At 41.3% G+C, this 19,797-nt stretch carries 14 protein-coding genes and 1 pseudogene; 11 read left to right on the forward strand and 4 right to left on the reverse strand.

Annotated elements, in window-relative coordinates:
• Positions 1-4: 4 nt before the first annotated feature.
• Complete coding sequence (locus DTA23_RS13570; RefSeq protein WP_070561310.1) at positions 5-3,178, reverse strand: SusC/RagA family TonB-linked outer membrane protein; 3,174 nt, start codon at positions 3,176-3,178, stop codon at positions 5-7.
• A gap of 597 nt (positions 3,179-3,775) precedes the next feature.
• Between DTA23_RS13570 and DTA23_RS13575 the strand changes: the two genes are divergently transcribed.
• Complete coding sequence (locus DTA23_RS13575; protein WP_112375048.1) at positions 3,776-4,423, forward strand: DUF6266 family protein; 648 nt, start codon at positions 3,776-3,778, stop codon at positions 4,421-4,423.
• Positions 4,424-4,438: 15 nt separating this feature from the next.
• Here DTA23_RS13575 and DTA23_RS13580 read toward each other — a convergent pair whose 3' ends face one another.
• The 3 genes from DTA23_RS13580 to nagA form a co-directional block, all read right to left on the reverse strand.
• A complete protein-coding gene (locus DTA23_RS13580) occupies positions 4,439-4,993 on the reverse strand; it encodes an acyl-CoA thioesterase (RefSeq protein WP_112375049.1) in 555 nt (184 codons plus the stop codon).
• Between the two features lie 184 nt (positions 4,994-5,177).
• Entirely contained in the window at positions 5,178-6,803 is a 1,626-nt protein-coding gene (locus DTA23_RS13585) for a glycoside hydrolase family 10-like protein (protein WP_070561315.1), read from the reverse strand.
• A 95-nt stretch (positions 6,804-6,898) separates the two neighbouring features.
• Entirely contained in the window at positions 6,899-8,005 is a 1,107-nt protein-coding gene (nagA, locus tag DTA23_RS13590) for an N-acetylglucosamine-6-phosphate deacetylase (RefSeq protein ID WP_112375050.1), read from the reverse strand.
• 148 nt (positions 8,006-8,153) lie between these two features.
• On the opposite strand from nagA, the gene DTA23_RS30420 reads away from it, so the two are divergent.
• The 10 genes and pseudogenes from DTA23_RS30420 to lipB all read left to right on the forward strand — a co-directional run bounded on the left by DTA23_RS30420 (position 8,154) and on the right by lipB (position 19,778).
• Positions 8,154-8,285: a DUF6728 family protein gene (locus DTA23_RS30420; protein ID WP_313372293.1), complete on the forward strand. Its 132-nt coding sequence runs from the start codon at positions 8,154-8,156 to the stop codon at positions 8,283-8,285.
• A 12-nt stretch (positions 8,286-8,297) separates the two neighbouring features.
• The gene (locus DTA23_RS13595; protein WP_070561318.1) at positions 8,298-8,684 is read left to right on the forward strand and encodes a RidA family protein; all 387 of its coding nucleotides are present in this window, start codon (positions 8,298-8,300) and stop codon (positions 8,682-8,684) included.
• Between the two features lie 3 nt (positions 8,685-8,687).
• The gene (locus DTA23_RS13600; RefSeq protein WP_070561320.1) at positions 8,688-9,620 is read left to right on the forward strand and encodes an EamA family transporter; all 933 of its coding nucleotides are present in this window, start codon (positions 8,688-8,690) and stop codon (positions 9,618-9,620) included.
• A 432-nt stretch (positions 9,621-10,052) separates the two neighbouring features.
• The gene (locus DTA23_RS13605; protein ID WP_112375051.1) at positions 10,053-13,112 is read left to right on the forward strand and encodes a SusC/RagA family TonB-linked outer membrane protein; all 3,060 of its coding nucleotides are present in this window, start codon (positions 10,053-10,055) and stop codon (positions 13,110-13,112) included.
• 96 nt (positions 13,113-13,208) lie between these two features.
• Positions 13,209-13,757 (forward strand): SusD/RagB family nutrient-binding outer membrane lipoprotein, encoded by a 549-nt coding sequence (locus DTA23_RS29155; RefSeq protein WP_239468772.1) that lies wholly within the window; start codon positions 13,209-13,211, stop codon positions 13,755-13,757.
• On the forward strand, positions 13,750-14,451 hold the full coding sequence (locus DTA23_RS29160) for a SusD/RagB family nutrient-binding outer membrane lipoprotein (protein WP_239468773.1): 702 nt from the start codon (positions 13,750-13,752) through the stop codon (positions 14,449-14,451). Before DTA23_RS29155 ends, DTA23_RS29160 begins: the two co-directional genes overlap by 8 nt.
• A gap of 272 nt (positions 14,452-14,723) precedes the next feature.
• Positions 14,724-15,149: a hypothetical protein gene (locus tag DTA23_RS13615; RefSeq protein WP_070561326.1), complete on the forward strand. Its 426-nt coding sequence runs from the start codon at positions 14,724-14,726 to the stop codon at positions 15,147-15,149.
• A 65-nt stretch (positions 15,150-15,214) separates the two neighbouring features.
• The gene (gene recG, locus DTA23_RS13620; RefSeq protein WP_112375052.1) at positions 15,215-17,320 is read left to right on the forward strand and encodes an ATP-dependent DNA helicase RecG; all 2,106 of its coding nucleotides are present in this window, start codon (positions 15,215-15,217) and stop codon (positions 17,318-17,320) included.
• 510 nt (positions 17,321-17,830) lie between these two features.
• Entirely contained in the window at positions 17,831-19,021 is a 1,191-nt protein-coding gene (hflX, locus tag DTA23_RS13625) for a GTPase HflX (protein WP_046672676.1), read from the forward strand.
• A 60-nt stretch (positions 19,022-19,081) separates the two neighbouring features.
• Positions 19,082-19,778 (forward strand): annotated as a pseudogene (lipB, locus tag DTA23_RS13630) (lipoyl(octanoyl) transferase LipB).
• Positions 19,779-19,797: the final 19 nt, after the last annotated feature.

A 19,797-nucleotide genomic window follows, 5' to 3' on the forward strand; every position in this document is an offset into this window, starting at 1 on the left:
AAATTTAGAAAGTAACATTTAAACCAAACGATACTCCGGACAATGCTGGTATTCCATTATAATCAATACCAACAGAACTAGAACCTATTGCACCAGAACCGGCTGCAGAAGTTTCCGGATCCATTCCTTTATAATTGGTCCATAACCACAAGTTCGTACCTGTAAGTGTTGCTGTCACTCCTTTTATCCCTTTCAGACGTTTTAAAGTTTCATTTGGCAACGAATATGACAATGTAACGGAGCGCAATCTCAACCAGTTCGTTTTCGTCATATAATTGGCAGACTCAAGGTTATATGCTCCCTGCCAATAATAATTATTGATAATATTTTCACCACTCACATCCTTATTCCCAATTTTATACATCTTACCAGCCTCGTATTCAAACGTTTTCAGATCCGAATAAATAGGTGTTTTATCTGGATTTTCCCCTGTTTTCACGACCCCTGTGATTGTCAATTTCTCACGGTCTTGAGATCGGGCACTCATACCCATATTGGTCATATAATAATCAGTACCATTATAAATATCACCACCTATTCTATAATCTAAAAGAAAGGAAAGATTCCAGTTTTTATATTGAAAATTATTATTTAATCCACCAAATAATTTAGGTTCTCTATTTCCGATTTCATGTGTAACCAAACCATCAGATGTCGGCATGCCCGATTCCGCATTTAGTACCAAATGCCCCTCTGAATTTCTCAACCACTGAGAGCCTGAAATTGCCATAAAATTACCTTGGTTAAAAGAAGCAGCTTTTGCATTTCCAACCTGGACATCAGTCACATATAAAATATCCATACCAGGTAACAAATCTTCAACTTTACCTTTATTACGTGAAGTATTCAACGTGATATCCCATTTAAAATTCTCACGTTTAATTGGAGAGCCTGTTATAGAAAGCTCCAATCCCCGATTTGTAATCTTACCAGCATTCGTCCACATTAAAATATAGCCAGTAGTCTGACTGGTCCTTGGTTGAAGCAATTGGTTAATGCTACTATTTTTATAGTATGTAAACTCAAGCCCTAATCTATTTTTAAAGAACTTCAAATCAGCACCATACTCCTGCGCCTCAGTAATTTCCGGAACCAATTGTGTGTTACCTCTCAACCAATCGTTACGTACTCCAACCCCTTGACCTTGATTATATAATGTATACTCTGCACCCGCCACATAGGTGTTGGTCACATAAGGATCGGCATCCTTTCCGACTCTGGCCCAAGATGCCCGCAACTTACCAAAAGTAAGATTATCATTTTTAGGCAACAGCTCAGTGAAAATCAAGCTACCTGAAACGGACGGGTAAAAATAAGAGCGATTTTCTACCGGCAATGTGGAAGTCCAGTCATTTCTTCCTGTGACCGTTACATAAGCAATGTCTTTATACCCAGCTCTAAATTCACCAAATCCACCGATCAATCTTTTCTTAACTTTGGACTGAGCAATGGCTATATCTGTATTTTTAGCATTGGTCGGCACGTAGAAGCCCGGAATAATAAAGTTCCATGCTTTTCTACCATTATACTCAACTCCGGTATTTTCCAGCATCGTACCGAGCATTAAGTTAAAATCAAAATCGTTTATTTTCTTTTTAAAATTGGTCATGAAGTTTGAACTAACGTACTCATAAGTACGGTCGTTTTCTGACAACATACCATTTTTATAAAGAATATCAACACCCGAACCTGCAGTCGTCAACCTATTTGTATTGGTGGTATACCGATCAATACCTACTGTATAATTGATACTCCACCATTTGGTAATATCTAGATTGGCATTAAAACTTCCTGTAAAACGTTTCGTTTTATCTGTTCTTGGCATTTTATTTAAGATCCAATAAGGATTATCGAAATCATTTTGAACAAGCTGAAAATCGAAAAGTCGATATTTAGAGCCATCATCATTTAGCCAATGTTTCATATCTAAATTACGCGGCCATATATAAGCCCCCTGGACAGCACCTTCACCACTGGCACCATATAAGCCTCCAGAAGTCAAAGAACTCAATTGATCCGCAATGGAATAGGACACGTTACCCGCTACTTTTAAAATTCCATAACGCTGCTCTCCATTAAAGCGAAAAGTAGACTTATCAAATTTAGAATTTGGAATAATCCCGTTTTGCCTGAAATCAGAAGCAGAAAAGTAAAAGCTCCCATTTTTTGATCCCCCCGAAATACTTGCCGAATTATCCCAAGTACTAGAAGATTTAAAAAAATCCTTTATGTTATTATACATGGGTTCATCTTGGCCAGCTCGTGCTCCCCAGGACCCCATTGTAGTGGTTGCATCTCCATCCAACAACTTACCATCGATTTGATATTCACCACGTTTGTATCTGTTCTGTTGCTCAGGCAAACGATTTGCCCAATTAGAAATGAACCGCGAACTGATACTAACAGAAGCAGTTCCTTCTTTACCTTTTTTGGTCGTAATCAAAATTACCCCCGCTGCTGCTCTAGACCCATAAAGTGCTGCTGCTGCGGGCCCTTTTAATACAGAAACATTTTCGATATCCTCAGGATTTATATCCATTACACGATTACTATAAACGGAATTTGTTGACTGAGCACCATCAAAGCCACTATCGCCATTGACATTAGTTGAATTGTCATAAATAACCCCATCTACAACGAAAAGCGGCTGGTTGTCTCGCTGCAAAGAGGTCCCGCCGCGTAAAATTATACTTGCCCCCGCACCTGCACCTCCACTTGTCTGCGTCACATTTACCCCAGCAATCTTTCCCGCCAAAGAATTAATCATATTGGTAGACTTATTCTTCATCAATTCGTTACTGCCAATTTCCTGAACAGAATAACCCAGCGCTTTTTTCTCCTTTTTGATCCCCATCGCAGTGACCACAACTTCATCCAGAGTTTCTTCGCGTCTCACAAGCGCCACATTGATTACATTTCCATTCCCCACCAACTTCTGGCTCTCTGAAGAACCCAATGCACGGAAGACAAGGATATCTCCTGGCTCCGCGCTAATAGTGAACGTACCATCTGAATTAGTTTGCGTAGAAATAGATTTTCCTTTGATTGCAACGGTAACGTTAGACATTGAAGTTCCATCGGATGCATTGGTCACTTTTCCCGAAATAGTTTTCGTTTGTGCCCAAAGACTCGATGAAAGCATCACACCTGAAAGAATTAATAGTAACTTTCTTTTCATGTTAGGTATGTTTGGTTTGTATAATTGACTTAAAGTGAATCCTCCACTTTAAGCTTAAGTTAATTCACGTTAAATGTATAACTATTTTTCAACAGATGCAACATACCGCAAGCAAAATCTTACAAAAAAATGCACAAACCTCCTAAAAAAACTAAAACTCATGCACTTTTAAAGCAAAAACGCATAATTCGACATCAAAAAAAATCATTAAACATCAACAGAACGGCACAAAACGCACATAAAAACACCCTATAAAAGCATTTAGCTAGACAATTTCACCACATTTTACATCAAATTCTAATACAATCGCAATAAAACTACCAATAGCAGGCAACAGCAAACAGACAACAGCACTTTTATGCAAAAAAACGCCCGGTGTTTACATTATTTGATAGAGATTATTTCCTAAGATCCCTCGGTTCTTATTCGGTGCTTCTTCGGTACTTGTTCGGTGCTTCTTCGGTTGAAAGCGAAGAAATACCGAATAAGTACCGACTTAGTAATGTGAAAAGTCCGACAGAATATTGGATTTGGTGTTGACAAATTATTATTTATTTTGTAATTTAAATACATAATTTATCCCAGTTAACTTATAGTATGGCAGTCATTAAAAACGGTGCAAATGGTGCACTCTCGGGTAAAGCAGGATCTGTGGTTTTCGTTACCGATGGAAATACAACCTATGCAAGGGGCTTACCTAGGAAAAGCAGAAAAAAACCTTCTGCGGATCAAATCCAGTCACGTTCGCGTTTTTCCCTCATCCAAAAATTCATCTCCCCAATGAAAGTCTTATTACGGGTTGGATTTAAAAACTATAACCCTAATAAAAAGGCTTATAGCAACGCCATGTCCTACAACCTCAACAATGCTATAGAAAAAACTGCAACTGGCTATGCCATCAATTATGAAAACTTCCGCGTTAGTAAAGGAGCCCCTAACCCGATTACGTCCTGTACATTTGAGGTAGATAAAGAGACAGAAACATTCACGCTCTCCTGGGAATATGATGCAGATACTGCATCACAACATAACATCAGCTCGAGTAATTGCCGTTTGCTGCTATACAATCCCGATGAGTGCGCTTTCACAAATGAAAGCATGAATCCTCTTACGCATAAAACACAGACAGCTATCCTATCCCGACAGCAAACCGTCGGCAACTATCATGTCTATGTATTTTTCTACAAAACAGACGGAAGCGATGAATGCACAGACAGTAAATATCTAGGGACATTTGAATGGTAAGAAAGGAAAGAAGACCTAGGAGCTCAGACTGATCTTCACATCAAAATGCTGCTTGATATAGGCCTGCTGCTCCGCAGAATCTGTCTCCAGATCATGAATAGCACGGTCTCTTTCTTTGTCGACTTCCATCTTCACCACACAGCGGTAGAAACGAAATACATCTTTTTCGGTCTCCAAAATCAGGCGGGGCACACGGGTAGGCCTGCCAGTTTCATCTTTGGCCACCATCGTAAAATAGGAGGAATTGCAATGCTTGGTTTCGCCCGTCTGAATATTCATGGCCTCTACCCGAATACCGACTTCCATGGAAGAGTTGCCTACATAATTCACAGAAGCAATTAATGTAACTAACTCCCCCACCTCAACAGGTTTCAAAAAATCCACCTTACCTACTGAAGCAGTCACACAATAATGTGCAGAGAATTTGGATGCTACAGCAAATGCAATCTGATCCATCAAAGATAAAATATAACCTCCGTGTATTTTGCCTCCAAAATTTGCATTGGATGGCAACATCAGCTGTGACATCCGAATCACCGATTCGCTTACCGTTTTATAGATTTCTTCCATACCTATAAATTTACCTTGGATAGATTACAATTCAAAACAAATCCTTCATGAAATAGCAAACAACAATAGTTATAAAGGCTGCTTAAAAATTCTTTCCAACCAATAAAGACAAATACATTCTTAAAAAAAGGGATATCCAACATACAGATATCCCTTTCTCTTGCGGTGCCTAGGCAATCGCCAACTATTTTATCTTTTCAGAAGCATAAGGCCCCTCGTTACTCAAACGGTCAACAGCTTTAACGGCAACATACTCCAATTTTTTGTTGTTCAATGTCGTTGGAATATCCTTACTTGTGACTCCAGGCTCCAAAATCTCATATTGCCATACACCACCGTAATTGAGATACAATACCCATTTTGCGACCTGATCAATTTGCTGATGTTGCCATTTCACAAAGACATGACCGCCTTGTGGAGTGACCAGCAAAGTCGGTTTCAATAAGGGATTAGCACTCAACCATGGGCTAGTAGGCACCAATGCTTTAACCTGATAAGGGCCATTAACCAAAGCTTGTGTCATAGCCGGATTTTTAGTCAACCCAGCCAGGCTCCAGTGGATAACACCTTCCCGGTTATCCGGCAATAGTGTCCTTGCTGCCTCAACTTGATTGACAATTTCCTGAACATACTCCGGACCACGTCTGCCTACCGTATTGATGCCCGGCCAAAGGTGGCGTCCCAAGGTGTTTTCACTTTCCCACCATTTTAACAGCGCCGTATAACTCTGTTTAGCTGGCTGTATAGGCCAATATAGCTGTGGGGCAAAATAATCAATCCAGCCTTTATTCAACCATAATTTAGCATCCGCATAAAGCATATCATACTGGCTGGAGCCTTGGATACCTGACGGATAACCCGGTTTCCAGATACCAAATGGACTAATACCGAATTTTACAAAATTCTTCTCTTTCTTAATATCCTTATAAATACGTTCGATAAAGGTATTTACGCTATTTCTACGGAAGTCTCCGCGTGATAGATCCCCTCCATTGCGTTTGTATTCATTGTAACTATCCGAGTCTGGAAAATCCTGTCCGCCATTATATTCAGCATAAGGGTAGAAATAATCATCAAAATGTACGCCATCGATATCGTAACGTTTGACAATATCCATAACCACACGTGCGGCATGATCCTGTGTCGATTGTTTGGATGGATCAAACCAATAATACCCTTGTTTCAATTTGACAACCGATTCGGGCATTTTGCGCGCCATGGAAGCTGATGTAACAGCACCGCCAGCGGTATGATGCGCACGATAAGGGTTCAACCAAACATGCAGCTCGATTCCTCTTTTATGCGCCTGTTCGACCCAAAAATCGAGTGGATCGTAGTAAGGAGAAGGAGCTTGCCCTTCTGTACCGGTCAAAAAGTACGACCAAGGCTCAAGATCACTTTTATAAAATGCATCCGCCGAGGGACGCACCTGGAAAATCACCGCATTAAAATTATTGTTTTTCAAAAAATCCAAAATACCAATTGCTTCCTGTTGCTGTTCAGCTGTACTCAGATTGTTCTTGCTAGGCCAATTGATATTGGCAACAGAAGCAACCCAGGCCGCCCGAAATTCACGTGGTAACTTGGGAAGATCGACGACAATTTCCTTCTTTTTTTCAGCAACAGGCTGCGCTTTCGTTTCAACTGTATTCTTTACCCGTTCTCGCTTGGGTATCGAGGGCGGATCTTTTTTTACAATTTCGACATTTGTAGTTGTGGTATTGACAGGCTCCTGCTTTTTATTTTTCTTGGATGAACAAGAAGACAAAACAAAAAGAGCCGTCGCTAAAAATAATAGGGAACGTTTCATCAATCTATAGAATAGTGTTTTTTCAAAATAACTAACGAAGATACATATAATATTAGTCAATCTGGGTCAAACGACCGATCTTGTCGGAAATAGGATCAGAACTTTAACTCACCTTTGAAGATTACCTGCTCCAACTTAAAGTCGTCGTTAAAGACTATGACATTCGCCATGCTTCCCTTATTAAGGTTTCCAATATCCACTCTCTTTAAAAGGTTTGCCGGATACAGCGTAGCCATTCGGATCGCTTCATCGAGTGGTATGCCAACCTTTTGAACAGCATTTTTTACCCCCTCAAGCAACGAGATTGCGGCCCCTGAAATGGTACCGTCAGGCAGCGCATAATAACCGTCGTTCAAAACATGATGATAAATATCTTTATCACAAGCGGCCACAGCATCTGTAATCATAAACAGGCGGTCTCCCATCTGACGTTTTGCAATTTTCACGGCTTCAAAGCTTACATGATGCCCATCGACAATAATACTCGCCTGCGCTGTCGGATGATTAAAAATTGCGCCAACAAGTCCTACCTCGCGATGGTGTAAAGGCGACATTGCATTAAACAGGTGCGTACTCGTGGGGATTCCCAGATCGTAACCACGGGTACCCTCTTCGAAAGTTGCATCACTATGCCCAGCACTGAGCAGCAAATTGTAGCCCTGTAAGTGCTGTAGCACATCGTCCGCTATACATTCGGGTGCTATCGTCATCATCTTGACAACCTGATTCCCTGCCAAAAGATCGTCAATTTTTTCCTTCGTGGGCCTAACAATTAAATCCGCCGGATGAGCCCCTCTTTTTTTCGGATTCAGGAAAGGACCTTCCAGGTGCAGACCTAAAAATGCATCGTGCTGGAAACCTTCTGCTACCCGAATGGCATCCTTAAATACAGAGATAGTATTGGTCGCTAAAGTCATCATAAAGGAGGTTGTCCCTTTACGGACCAAACCTTCGGTGATACGCTCCAGAGAGGCTACACTTCGCTCTGCCGAATAAAGGTCCGAGCCGTCACCATACAATTGAAGATCGATCAGCCCAGCGCAGATATTGGCTCCATTCACTGGATAACTCTCATAATCTGAAGGTATTTCATGATCATGGACGATCCCATCAATCTTACCTTCGCTGATCAGTAATGCCTTTTGCTCAAAAATCGCGTCACCTGAATATATTTTACCCCCAATTAATGCTACCTTATTCATAAAATTTCAATTTCGTTCACCAATTTACTAATATTCAAAAAATCTCAGCCATTTGTACAAGATTTTGTTTCACAGCTCAACAGAAAACCTTTCAAAGTTTTTAATCTTTTCATTTTAACTTTCTAATTTACTGTTGTAACTTAGTTCCATGTACTTTTTTAGAAAGCGTAACGCAGATCGCCCGACAAATGGAAGCATAAAAGCGATGCATATCATTAATGCAACGGCCATTATTGTCTTTTTATTGGGCCTGATCTACAAAATATGTTTTACCTCCTAAACACTGTAATCCATGTCAAAAAAAGAAATCTTAAATACCGACAACGCTCCTGCAGCAATTGGCCCCTATAACCAGGCAATCAAAGCCGGTAATACATTATACGTCTCTGGACAAATTCCTCTGATCCCAGAATCAATGGAGTTAATTTCATCAGGTGTAAAAGACGAAACACATCAGGTACTGAAAAATATAGAAGCTATTCTGACAAATGCTGGCTATACTTTTGAGGATGTTGTCAAGGCCTCCATTTTTCTGAGCGATATGGGTAATTTTGTCTTAGTCAATGAAGTCTATGCAGAATATTTTAAAGAAGCGCAACCAGCACGTGAGTGTGTTGCGGTAAAAACCCTTCCCAAGAATGTAAATGTCGAGATTTCGGTCATTGCCTGGAAAGATTAGTCCGTGGAAAACAGCAACGAAACAGCAAGCCGCGGAAAATATCTTTTCGCGGCTTTTTTGGCCCCTTTCATCTGGGGATTTATGTCTATCCCCGTACGGTGGATAAGGGATTATCCTGCCGAAGATATTCTGTATTTTAGAATAATCACTGCGCTCCTGGTACTCTGGATTTATCTTTTGCTTTTCCGCAGAAAAACCATGACTGCTGATATCCATAAGTTCCGGCTCCTACCTCGGACGGGCAAGCTTCGTCAGATCTGCCTTACCCTGCTGGCCTCGGGATTAATCTTTGGAAATTGGTTTACCTATATCTATGCCGTCAACCATATCAGCATCCAGTCTGCCGCATTGGCTTACCTGACCTGCCCACTCATCACCGCAGCTGGAGCCTATATCATACTCAGGGAACAATTGACCCTTTGGCAAAAAATAGCGCTTTTTATTGCTTTCGGCAGCGTCTGCCTGCTGGCTAATGGCTCGTTAAACGATGTCCTCTGGGCGGCTACCATTGCCACCTGTTACGCTTTCTATCTAATTGTGCAATGGGTTTCCACCGGGTTTGACAAACTCCACCAATTGGTCGTCCAGCTCAGTATATGTGCCTTGTTTGTAATCCCTAAACTGATCTATAATCATCATGCAATCCCTGCTGAACCTCTGTTTTGGGGCACAATATTTCTTATCGCGTCTTTATTCACGATCATCCCCCTTTTCCTGAGCATGTATGCACTCATTGGTATTTCATCGACAACAACCGGTGTTCTCCTCTATATTAACCCACTGATCGCATTTACTTTAGCAGTAACTTATTTTCAAGAACCTGTTTCACCAATTAAGTATGTTGCATATGGAATTATACTCCTCGCAATTATCTTATTTAATATCAAAAACATCAAAGAGGCTTTTTCCATATCAAGGGTACATGCTAAACGATAGATCAACGCATATCCGGCAATAGCTTTTTAGTCAAGTAAATGGTCTGAAATCACATAGGGCACATCTTTCTTATCGTGAAAGACAAAATCACTATCGCTGTTCAAAAAAATGACAAACCGCACATTTCAGTGACTACAAGCAAATTACACCAAAAAACCTTCCGACATGTATCATTTTTGTTTCATAAAATTTTTGATTTTTGCTCAACTATAGTAAATTAGATTTTTATTAAGGGAAATCACACCGCTCTTTCTTCCTATAACTAGGTATTGAATAGCTTATACTATTATAAATAATCACTTATTTCGCCCCCCGATTATTCAATATCCCCCTCTTCTAACCAAAAATGCTAAATGGAATTAGCCCATTTCATTAGAAATTTCACCGTTATGAAAATATGTATATAAAAACTGAATATAACACATATACTATATGAATAACAAATTATACTCTACATTAAGGGTGTTAGGTATTGTTCCAACAATGCTTTTTTCAGCATCTTTATTGCACGCGCAAACCAACCAGATTAAGGGAACGGTTGTAGACGCTAAAACCAAAGCTCCTATTCCAGGTGCCACGATCAAAGTATTGGGCACTTCCAACGCAAGTTCTACGGACGTTAAAGTTGCATTCCAGATCAATGTCGATGACAAAAACCGCATATTAAACATCAGTACGGTCGGCTATGAAAACAAAACGGTAACTCTTGGTCCTGGCGAAACGACAGTGACGGTAAGTCTGGACGAACAGACACAGCAACTGGAAAGCGTGGTCGTTACTGCTTTGGGTATTAGCCGTGCACAAAAATCATTAACATACTCTACACAACAGGTCAGTGGTGACGAATTAAACAAAGTTAAAAGCACCAACTTGGCGAATAATTTAAACGGTAAAGTTGCAGGTGTTAACATTGCTTCCAGCTCTTCTGGACCAGGTGGTTCAGCAAAAGTTATTTTGCGTGGTAACAAATCGGCTTCTGGGAACAATCAAGTACTTTATGTTGTCGATGGTGTTCCGATCAACAATCAGACATTAGCAAGCCAGCCAGACAACGTTTTCGGCGGACAACGTGATGGTGGCGACCCTATTTCATTGATCAACCCAGAAGACATCGAAAATATCTCCGTATTAAAAGGAGCATCCGCGGCGGCATTATATGGTAGCCAAGCGGCCAACGGCGTTATCTTAGTAACAACGAAATCAGGTAAAAAAGGCCGCACAACGATCAACTTCTCCTCAAGTGCACAGATCGAACAGGCTGTATCGACACCTAAATTCCAAAGCCAATATGGTCAAGGTTCAGGTGGCAAAAACAGTAACACCAGTGTATTTAGCTGGGGCGACAAAACCAATGGTGCCGACTATGATAACTTAGGTGAATTTTTCCGTACGGGTAGCAACTTCACCAATTCATTGACTTTGTCAGGTGGTAACGAGAAAAACCAAACGTATTTTTCTTATGCCAATACCCTTGCAAAAGGTATTCTTCCAGAAAATGACCTGATGCGTCACAACTTCAATCTCAAGGAAAGTGCTTCATTCTTTGATAATAAGCTGACCGTTGAAGGAAGTGCCAATTACATTACGCAAAAATTAGATAATGCACCTACTTCAGGTTTCTATTATAATCCATTAGTGGGAACCTACCTATTACCTCGCAGCTTAAATATTGCGGATTATAAAAATTTCGAAACGTTCAACACAGGCCGTAATCTTTATGATCAAAACTGGTTTACACTTTCGGACGACGAAACCACCCAACAAAATCCTTGGTGGATTATGAACCGTAATTCAACACGTTCAACACGTAATCGTTTGCTCTTGAATGGTAGTGCGAAATACAAAATTGCACCTTGGATCAGCGTGCAGGCCCGCGGTAGTGTAGACCGTACCAGCGAAGTATGGGACCGGAAAGCTTATGCCGGCACACAGCACATTTTAGCGCGTGAAAATGGAGCTTATAGCTATACCAATACCACGATCACCCAACAATACGGTGATTTAACGGCCAACATGAACTTTAATATTGGCGATAAATTACAAATTACAGGATTGGTTGGAACGAGTATCACCGACTGGAAAACAGAAGGTACAGATTTTACCAGCGGCAAAGATGGACTCAAAGTTCCCAATCAGTTCTTTATCCAAAATACGACAACTCCGGTCACTTCGACATTGTCTGCAAACCGAAGACAATTGCAATCGGTATTTGCATCGGCTAACTTAGCCTATGACAACTGGATTTATTTGGATCTGACTTCACGTTGGGATTGGTCGAGCACATTGGCCTATACACCACAAAACCCATACGCTTATCCATCGGTCGGTTTGGGCATCGTCTTGAACGACAAGCTTAATCTACCTGAATTTGTGAATATGGCCAAAATTCGGGGTTCATACGCAAAAGTCGGAAATGATCTTCCTCCTTACACTACCTTGCTTACCAACCGGGTAGACCCATATGCGGTACTAACCGTGAATGATATTGCCTTTTTGAAGGAATTAAAACCAGAAAAAACGGCTTCCTTGGAGATCGGTACGGAATGGCGCATGTGGAATAACCGTTTGAATGTGGATGTTACTTATTACAAAACAAACACCACCAATCAGTTTTTCAAAATTGCAGCTGGAAATGCATCCCTCAACAACATGTATGCAGTTAATGCCGGCGACATTCAAAATCAAGGGGTAGAAGCATTGGTATCATTGGATGCGATCAGAAATGACAATTTTAAATGGACAACCAGCCTCAACTTTACGTATAATAAAAACAAAATTGTAAAACTTGCAGACGGTATTTCTGAATTTACCCTAACAGGTGAGGGACGTAATAATTTTGCATCTAAATTGCAAGTTGGTGGTTCTTTCGGAGACATCTATGGGCAAGATTTTATACGTGACGACCAAGGAAGGATTCTTATTTCCGAGGACGGTATTCCGCAGAAAAACAACACCTATACCAAACTCGGGAATTCAAACCCAATTTGGCAAATGGGCTGGAACAACAGTTTCAATTATAAAAATTTCAACTTAAGCTTCCTGATCGATGGTAAATTTGACTACGAAGTGATGTCCGTGACGCAAGCGTTGCTTGACGGTTACGGTGTCTCGAAAGCGAGTGGCGACGCCCGTGCCAATGGCGGTGTTAGCATCAATGGGGTTACACCAAGCGGTAAAGCCGTAACAACAGTGGACGCCGAAAAATGGTACACTTCCACGGCTGGTATGGGTCCGGTTAGCAGCCAATATATTTACGACGGAACGGTTGTGCGGTTGCGTGAATTGACTTTCGGTTATGACTTCAATATTAAAGACAGTTTCTTCAAAAAACTTCGCGTAAATGCTGTAGGAAGAAACCTATTCTATATTTCGAAAAAGGCTCCATTCGATCCTGAAGTAACGATGTCTACAGGTAATTCCTTAAGTGGGGTGGATATCTTTATGATGCCGGCAACACGTAATTATGGTCTTACACTAAATGCGACTTTCTAAACGACCAACAATGAAATATCCCTCGTTAAAAAACACATATATCGGTAAAAATGAGGAGGATATTTTATATAGTCTTAAAATACAAACGATTAAAAGATGAAATTTAACATAAAAAACATATCCAAGTTCTCACTCGCTTTTTTAATGCTTGGCGGCACCTTAAGTAGTTGTACCAAGAATTTTGAGGACTATAACAAAAATAACATTGGCGTTACGGATGAGGATTTAAAAGGTGATGGCCAAGATCTTGTCATTTTCTTGCGAAATGCACAGATGTCTATTTACAATTTCTCGGGCGCGGGCGATCCCAATTCCTATCAGGTACAACAGAATCTAAATGCGGATGTATTTTCAGGTTTCTTCATGTCTCCTACTCCGTTTAATAGCGGGCAGAACAACCTGAATTACGCCATGGTAAATGGATGGAATGGAGAACCATTTAAAGTACTCTATTTGAATGTTATCAAATCTATTGAAAAGCTAAAAAGCAATGGACTTGCAGAGACTTACCCTGCATTATGGGGTTCGGCTTTGGTGATCAAAGTAGAAGCTGCCAGCCGAGTGACAGATATCTATGGTCCTATCCCCTATAGTAAAGTAGGCACCTCCAATACTGTTCCATACGACAAACAATCCGATGTATAAAGACGCAACAACAACAGCTTTCGCGGGAAAATATATCGGAATCCGTGCAGGAGCAGACGGCATCGAAAAGGATAAATACCAAAAGCTATCCGCATTGAATACTGAAGGTACAACGCCAACTTTCGTAGCGACTACAGCACCGATATTAATGACTGCTGCTGAGGTTTACTTCCTCCGTGCTGAAGCAGCATTGAGAGGTTGGAACAATGCTGGGGGAACAGCGCAATCACTTTATGAAAAAGGAGTGGAAACGTCCTTTACACAATGGGGTGTATCAGCTGGGTTAAGCACTTATCTCAATGATAATACAAGTAAGGCAGCGGCTTACGAGGATCCTTTCAACGCGAAGAATAACGCAGCTTCACCTAGCGCACTGACCATCAAATGGAATGAGGGCGCTACCAACGAAGAAAAATTGGAACGTATCATTACGCAAAAATGGTTGGCGATCTTCCCTGAAGGACAAGAGGCCTGGAGTGAATTCCGCCGTACAGGATATCCGCGTCTATTCCCTGTTGTGGTCAACAATAGCGGTGGACTGATCGATACTAAAATACTGATCCGTCGTTTACCGTTCCCACAAAATGAATACAATACAAATGCACCTGAAGTACAATCTGCAATCTCCTTGTTGGGCGGACCTGACAACGGCGGTACCAGACTTTGGTGGGATGTAAATAAGGGTAATTTCTAATCGAGAGATTAGCCGAGATAAATCTCAAAAAGGGGCAATCCATAACTGGATTGCCCCTTTTTTATGATGTCTTGAAAGTTAATCAAAGTTTCCAGATTGTTGTAACTATATTACAAAGTCAACTAAATAATGTTGTTTTAAACCTACAATACAACAGAAATCAACCACAAAAGATTTCAAAATCAAATTTCTCTTAACAAAAACTTAATAGAAAGTTCCTGTAGCAGAGATAAAGAATTACCCGTTCAATTAAAAAAACCAAGAAGAATATTATGAAAAATCTCTCAATCCTGGGTTTTATCACCCTCCTGGCATGTTGCATGCTATTTGTTGTTTGTAAATCAGAATCACATTTAGAAAATCCCTACAAGGACAAAACAGAAAAGGAACTCGAATCCCTATCCGATGAAAAATACAGTAAAATCATTGCCTTTGCGAGCCCTAAAGCATGTAGTGATGCCACAGAATGGGAAATGATAGAAATACGGACAGTATGTGGAACAAGTTACCTCCCCTATCATAAATCCGTTGACAAAACAACCTTGCAAAACATGATCAATGACAACAACCGACTAATGGAAATATACCAACCAATGATGGCGCCCAAAATAAATTGTATATCTTATCGCAAACCATTGGGCGTGATCTGTAAAGAAGGAAAAGCGGACATTAAATATGAAGAATCCGCTTCAAAATAGTTACTCGAGCCTAAGAAACAGCTCCATAAACGCATAAATTTTTCGTAATTTAGCCATCAAGAAGAATGGCTGAATTACGTTTAATTACCCCGATAGAATACCTCAAAGGTGTAGGTCCACAAAAAGCAGATGTACTCAAAAAAGAGCTACAGGTATTTACCATTGGCGATCTATTGACACAATACCCTTTCCGTTATATCGACCGTACGGAGTTTCATAAAATCCGGAAACTTCATCCCGATATGATGGCTGCACAGGTGCTGGGCCGTCTGGTTTCTTTACAGCTCGTGGGCGAAAAGAGAACGAAACGTCTTGTTGGCTCATTCAAAGATGAGACCGGCTCCATGGAACTGGTCTGGTTTCAGTCCATCCCCTGGCTTCAAAAATCATTGAAAGTCGGATCCGCCTATATTATATATGGCAAGCCGAGCGAATTCAATGGCCAGCTATCCATTACCCATCCCGAAATGGATCTGTATAACCCGCAGGTAAAACAGATCGGCAATATGAGTTTACAGCCGGTTTATTCATCGACAGAAAAACTCAAAAAGTTTAATCTGGATACCAAGGGAATCCAACGCTTACAACAGACTGCATTGGAAACCGTATTCCGTAGTATTGACGAATCGCTTCCCCAGGATGTGCTTGCTAAACATGGTCTCATTTCCAGGCAACAGGCTTTTGCTTCCATCCATTTTCCAAGCGATCAAAAGGAGCTGAACCAGGCCATCAAACGCATCAAATTTGAAGAGCTATTTTTTATTCAGCTGAAGCTGCTCAACAACAAGCAGCTCAACACACAGAAATTTAGAGGCCAGCGGTTCAATAAAGTCGGTGAAAAATTCAACACGTTCTTTAACGAGCGCCTTCCATTTCCTTTAACAGGAGCGCAGAAACGCGTTGTAAAGGAAATCCGCATAGATACCAATACAGGTGCGCAGATGAACCGCCTGGTACAGGGCGATGTAGGTTCCGGGAAAACAGTTGTTGCCCTCATGAGCATGCTGCTTGCTGTCGACAATGGATTTCAGGCCTGTATGATGGCTCCTACAGAAATCCTGGCGACACAGCATTATCATGGACTAAAGCAGCTCGTGGGCGATGACATCGTCAATATCAAGCTACTTACAGGATCCACAAGCACAAAGGAACGCCGTTTGATCCACCAGGCACTGGAAGATGGCAGCTTAGATATTTTAATTGGCACCCACGCCCTGATCGAGGATAAGGTACAGTTCAAGAACCTGGGCTTCGTTGTTATTGACGAACAACACCGCTTTGGCGTGGAACAACGGGCCAAACTCTGGCGCAAGAATGTCATTCCACCGCATATGTTGGTCATGACAGCGACACCAATTCCACGCACATTGGCCATGACCATGTATGGCGACTTGGACATCTCTGTAATTGACGAATTACCTGCTGGGCGTAAACCGATTAAGACTGTTCACTTTTTTGAAAGCTCCCGTTTACGGATGTTTGGTTTTATGCGTGAGGAGATCGCCAAGGGAAGACAGGTCTATGTGGTATATCCCCTCATCAAGGAAAGCGAAAAACTGGACCTGATCTACCTTGAAGCAGGTTTGGAGAACTTACAACTTGAATTTCCATTACCACAATACAAGATCAGTATTGTTCATGGCAAGATGCCTGTAAAGGACAAGGACTTTGAGATGCAGCGCTTTGTCAAACACGAAACACAGATTATGGTTGCCACTACCGTTATCGAGGTGGGCGTTAATGTTCCCAATGCATCGGTGATGGTCATTGAAAATTCCGAACGATTTGGACTATCCCAGCTGCATCAATTACGTGGCCGTGTAGGCCGTGGTGCTGAACAGTCTTTCTGTATTCTGATGTCGGGCAATAAGCTGAGCAAAGAAGGACGATTAAGGCTGGATACCATGGTGCGTACCAATGACGGATTTGAAATTGCAGAAGTCGATCTACAGTTACGTGGCCCGGGCGACATCTCCGGCACGCAACAATCGGGTGTACTTGACCTCAAGATGGCGAATCTGGCGACAGATCAGGCATTGCTTACAGAATGCCGCAACACGGTCATTGCTATCTTCAAAGAAGACCCAACGCTACAAAGCGAAAAGAATCAGTTGCTGCGAAGCTTCCTCGCCAGAAAATCAGATGGCATTGCCTGGGACAAGATTTCTTAATCGCATGTCATTTTCGAAATAAAAAGCGGGGCCAGCAAATAAATCGATAACGTGTTTAAGTGAATAAATAGAGCGCATTGGGATCTAAAGGCCACTCGTCAACATAAATAGGATACGAATTGTTTTTATTAGTTCTTGAAGACAATTTATCTTTTTTGTATATAAAACCAAATTTATTTACTTTTGCATCATTATGAACATGATATAGAAAAATATCCCTTCTTTTACTAGGCAAAAGATGGCGACCGAACGCTTACATATTTTGAGTTGCCCTGGTAAGCAAATCACAGGAAATTTATTGGTTAATGGAGAATTATGTCATAATCGGCATCAGTCTTGTGTGGTGTACAAACGCATAAATTCTTAAATTTACCTTTTCAAACAAAAACCGGGCTTACAAGCTCATTGAAAATAATTTAAAAAGTGAACGTATAACAAGAGGTAGGCAATAGCATACATTGCAAAGCTTAATGACCTCCCTACTTCACTTGAAAGACTTAATAGTACAAAATGGCCAGAATTAAAATACACGATACAGCAATAAAACCCGAAACAGCCGTCTTGGTGAGTGTGATCACGCCAAGTGTGACGGAGACAAAAGCAAAGGAATATTTGGAGGAACTTGAATTTTTGGTACAGACTGCCGGTGGCGAGACCAAAGGCATGTTTACACAGAAACTGGGCTTCCCAGATCGCGCTACATTTGTCGGCAGTGGAAAGCTGGAAGAAATAAAAGCATACGTTGAAGCGGAGGAAATTGACATCGTTGTTTTCGACGATGAGCTTTCACCTTCGCAGCTGCGTAATATTGAGAAAGAATTGAAACGCAAGATATTGGACCGCTCCAACCTTATCCTGGACATCTTTGCCCGACATGCCAAAACTGCACAGGCAAAGACACAGGTCGAATTGGCACAGCTGCAATATCTATTACCGCGTCTGACCCGTATGTGGACCCACTTGGAACGTCAGCGCGGGGGTATTGGTATGCGTGGTCCGGGTGAGTCACAGATCGAGACCGATAGACGGATCATCCTGGACAAGATTTCCCTGTTCAAAGAACGCCTAAAAGCAATCGACAAGCAAAACGAGACACAACGAAAAAACCGTGGCGAGATGATCCGTGTAGCTTTGGTAGGTTACACCAATGTCGGAAAATCAACGATCATGAATATGATCTCCAAGTCTGATGTACTGATCGAGAATAAACTTTTCGCAACATTGGATACGACGGTACGTAAAGTTGTGATCGACAACCTTCCTTTTTTGCTTTCAGATACCGTTGGTTTTATCCGCAAACTACCGCACCATTTGGTGGAATGTTTCAAATCCACATTGGATGAAGTTCGGGAAGCCGATGTCCTGATCCATGTGGTCGACATCTCGCATCCGAATTTTGAAGATCATATCCAGGCGGTAAACGAAACATTGAAGGATCTTAAAGCACTTGACAAACCGGTGATTACAGTGTTCAACAAAATTGACCTTTATAAACCGGCCGTCGAAGAAGGACACGATGGTGAGGAAATCGAGGTCACGTTGGATGATTTTCGTAATTCCTGGATGGCAAAAAATTCTGATCCAGCAATCTTTCTATCAGCAACGAATAAAACGAATATCGAAGAGTTCAAACAAAAACTTTACGATATTATTGTGAAAATGCACAATGAACGCTACCCTTACAATAACTTATTGTATTAATTTTGACAAACAATGCTGTGAACGGGCCTTACACCTGTTCACAGCTTAATAAAATACGAAATGAACAAAGAGGTGCAGTTTCAAGATTGGGGCCTTGTCGATTATCAGGAAGCCTGGGACAGACAAGAATCCATCTTTAAGGGCGTATTGGACATCAAACATGACAATAGAGTCAATGCAACAGCAGCAAATACCCCAAATTACTTGATCTTTACAGCACATCCCCATGTTTACACCTTAGGGAAAAGCGGGCACGAGGAATACCTGCTCCTAGATGAGAAAGGACTGGAAGAGAAAGAGGCCAAATTCTACAAGATCAACCGTGGTGGCGACATTACCTATCATGGTCCGGGACAGATTGTCGGTTATCCGATACTGGATCTCGACAACTTCTTTACGGATATCCATCTGTAATCTGCGTACACTGGAAGAAGCTATCATATTGACCTGTGCGGATTATGGTATCGAAGCAGGGAGATATCCCGGGTTTACGGGAGTATGGATAGAACCGGATAAACCAACTGCACGCAAGATCTGTGCAATGGGCGTGCGTGCTTCACGCTGGGTGACCATGCATGGCTTCGCATTCAATGTCAATACAGATCTTGATTATTTCGGCAACATCATTCCTTGCGGCATCGACGATAAGGATGTAACGTCTTTAAAACGGGAGCTTGGCAAAGAAGTTGATATGGAAGACGTGAAAGGGAAACTTAAAGGCCATATTGCCCAACTCTTTGAAATGCAAATAGTGTAATTTAAGTTTTCAATAACAT

This window comes from Sphingobacterium multivorum, assembly GCF_900457465.1.
In the GTDB taxonomy this organism is placed as follows: Bacteria; Bacteroidota; Bacteroidia; order Sphingobacteriales; family Sphingobacteriaceae; genus Sphingobacterium; species Sphingobacterium multivorum.